This window comes from Acidibrevibacterium sp., assembly GCF_049965395.1.
Lineage (GTDB): Bacteria > Pseudomonadota > Alphaproteobacteria > Acetobacterales > Acetobacteraceae > Acidibrevibacterium > Acidibrevibacterium fodinaquatile.
Genome location: NZ_JBMFWJ010000083.1, coordinates 1 through 2,998 on the forward strand (window position 1 = coordinate 1; position 2,998 = coordinate 2,998).

Below are 2,998 nucleotides of genomic sequence, written 5' to 3' on the forward strand. Positions count from 1 at the left end.
CCCGCCGTCGGACTTGCTTCTCGGCCGACGGCTGCGCGCACGTCCATGAGCAGCATGCGATTGATGGCAGATCATCGATGATCTCAGCGTCGTCGACGTCGAACAGGACAGCCTCAGCGCCTGACTTCGCACCGCCCCACGCGCCAGCATCGATTTATTTCTTTACGCATCGCAGAAGTTTGGTCTGAGCCTCGCCCCACCGTCGTCGCAGTGTCACTCCGCGCTGTAGTGAAGAAAGTTTTTCAGATATATTTTCTTTTTTTATGAGATTGATTTTTCTCGGTTCAGCCGGCTTTTTTCGCTTCGCGCCGCCAATGGTGGAGCACGAATTCGGTATACCCGTTGGGCTGCGAACGGCCTTTGAAGACGAGATCGGACGCGGCCTTGAAAGCGGGGCCGTCGAACTGTGGCGCCATCGGGTGATAGGCCGGATCACCTTCGTTCTGGCGATCGACTACTGCCGCCATGCGCTTTAGCGTCGCCATCACCTGCTCCTTGCTGACGACGCCATGATGCAGCCAATTGGCGATGTGCTGGCTCGAAATTCGCAGGGTAGCGCGGTCCTCCATCAACCCGACATCGTGGATATCGGGGACTTTCGAGCAGCCGACACCCTGGTCGATCCAGCGCACGACATAGCCGAGGATGCCTTGCGCATTGTTGTCCAATTCCTGTTGCAGCTCCTCCGGCGACCAGTTGATGCCAGCAGCGAGTGGCAGCGTGAGGAGATCGGCGAGCGGTGGGGTCGGCTTGGTCGCGAGCGCCTTTTGCCGCGCCGCGACGTCCACCTTGTGATAATGCAACGCATGCAACGTCGCGGCGGTGGGGGAGGGCACCCAGGCGGTATTGGCACCGGCCTCGGGATGGGCGATTTTCTGTGCCAGCATCTCCGCCATGCGGTCCGGTGCCGCCCACATCCCCTTGCCGATCTGCGCGCGCCCGGCGAGACCTGCGGCGAGACCGATGGTAACGTTGCGATCCTCATAGGCGCGGATCCAGGCGGTCGACTTCATCTCGTTTTTGCGGATCACCGCGCCGGCTTCCATGGCGGTGTGGATTTCATCGCCGGTGCGGTCAAGGAAGCCAGTATTGATGAACGCGACCCGCGTCCGGGCCGCATGGATTGCGGCGGCGAGATTGGCGCTGGTCCGGCGCTCCTCGTCCATGATGCCCATTTTCATGGTGCCACGGGCAAGGCCGAGCATGTCCTCGACGCGGGCGAAAAGCAGATCGGCGAGGGCCACTTCTTCCGGCCCGTGCAGTTTCGGTTTAACGATATAAATCGAGCCGGCGCGGCTATTCTTGAGGGGCTGGCTGCCGCGGAGATCATGAAGCGCGATCAGTGCGGTCACCGCGGCGTCGAGAAAGGTTTCCGGGATTTCCTCGCCCGCGGCGCTGCGCACCGCATCGGTGTACATGTGGTGGCCGACATTACGCACCAGCATCAGGCTGCGGCCGGGCAAGGTGAGCGTGCCGCCATCGGGGGTGACGAAGACGCGGTCGGGGTTGAGCTTCCGCTCCAGCGTGCGTCCGCCTTTCTCGAAGGTCGCGGTCAAGGTGCCACGCATCAGCCCGAGCCAGTTGCGATAGGCCGAGATCTTGTCGGCGGCATCGACGGTCGCGACGCTGTCTTCGCAATCCATGATCGTGCTGATTGCCGATTCGATGACCACATCGGCGAGGCCGGCGGTGTCCGTGCCACCGATCGGGTGCGCGCGATCAAAGCGTAATTCGACATGAAGGCCATGATGGCGAAGCAGCACCGCTTTCGGTGCCGCCTCATCCCCCGCGAAGCCGACGAATTGGGCGCCGTCGCGAAGCCGGGCGCTGCCTCCGGGATGGCGTACGACGAGCGCGCCATCGCGGATGGCATAGCCGGTCGCCGCGGCATGGTTGGTGCCATCGAGCGGAAACGTCTCGTCGAGGAAACGCCGCGCCCACGCGATGACGGCGCCGCCGCGCGCCGGATCATAGCCCTTGCCGGTGGCGGCCGGCGCGTCGGGCAGGGCGTCGGTGCCGTAGAGCGCGTCATAGAGGCTGCCCCAGCGGGCATTGGCGGCGTTCAGGGCATAGCGCCCATTGGTCACCGGCACGACGAGCTGCGGCCCGGCGATATGGGCGATCTCGGGATCGACATTGGCTGTCGTGATGGTAAATGGCGCCGGTTCGGGCACGAGATAGCCGATCTCGCGCAGAAAAGCCTGATAGGCGGCGGGATCGAAGCGCTCACCGGCGCGCGCCTTGTGCCAGGCATCGATCTCGCGCTGGAGCGAGTCCCGTCGCTCGAGCAGGGCGCGGTTCTTTGGCGCCAGCTCGCGCACCAGGGCGCCGAACCCATCCCAGAACGCCGCCGCGGCAACGCCGGTGCCAGGCAGTGCCTCCTCGATGACAAAGCGATGGAGCGCATGGTCAATGCGAAGCCCACCGGCTTCGATCATGGTTCCGGTAGTCTTCACGCCTGTGTCATGAGTGTTCATCATGCAATTCCCATCATCCATTCGGGATCATGGTTGATCGCTGGCTTTGATTTGTCGAGAGCCAAAGGCAATTGGCAAGAATTATTCATCGCCGCATTGCGAATGCTCATGCAGGGCGAAGACGCGCACCGCCGACGCAGCCGCAGGTTTGATATATATCAAAGACTTATCGCCGTGCCAGGGTTTCGTGGGCATGACGGCGCGGATGGCGTTCCTGGCCGGCGTCGCGTCGGTGTCACGTGCACAAACGGGGCGATTTTCGTGCCGAGACTGCTGATCATTCAGCCGACCCCCTATCATTCTCGCAGTAAGCGCGAGCCCTACCGGATCCGCAAACGCATGGTGATCGGCGCCGTCGCCCCCTATCTCGCTGCCCTTGCCTCTGAGCTGGTCCCCAGACGCGGCGGCGACCTGGAGGGGCTTGTCATTAATAACGATTTCACCATATCGTGCGGCGACATCATCGCTGGGACAACCCGGAGAAGCGAAGCCATGACCCGTAAGAAGCCATGACCCGTAAG

Annotated in this window: 2 protein-coding genes; one reads left to right on the top strand and one right to left on the bottom strand. The window is 62.8% G+C overall.

What is annotated here, in order from left to right:
* Positions 1-284: 284 nt before the first annotated feature.
* Entirely contained in the window at positions 285-2,438 is a 2,154-nt protein-coding gene (locus ACP5M5_RS14195) for a malate synthase G (RefSeq protein WP_427938427.1), read from the bottom strand.
* Here ACP5M5_RS14195 and ACP5M5_RS14200 point away from each other — a divergent pair.
* Positions 2,406-2,990, top strand: coding sequence for a hypothetical protein (locus tag ACP5M5_RS14200; protein WP_427938429.1), 585 nt, complete (start codon positions 2,406-2,408; stop codon positions 2,988-2,990). The genes ACP5M5_RS14195 and ACP5M5_RS14200 overlap by 33 nt on opposite strands.
* Positions 2,991-2,998: the final 8 nt, after the last annotated feature.

Excerpts from the sequence above, each read along its gene's own strand:
- ACP5M5_RS14200 (WP_427938429.1), top strand. The coding sequence starts at position 2,406 with ATGGTCAATGCGAAGCCCACCGGCTTCGATCATGGTTCCGGTAGTCTT.
- ACP5M5_RS14195 (WP_427938427.1), bottom strand. The coding sequence starts at position 2,438 with ATGATCGAAGCCGGTGGGCTTCGCATTGACCATGCGCTCCATCGCTTT.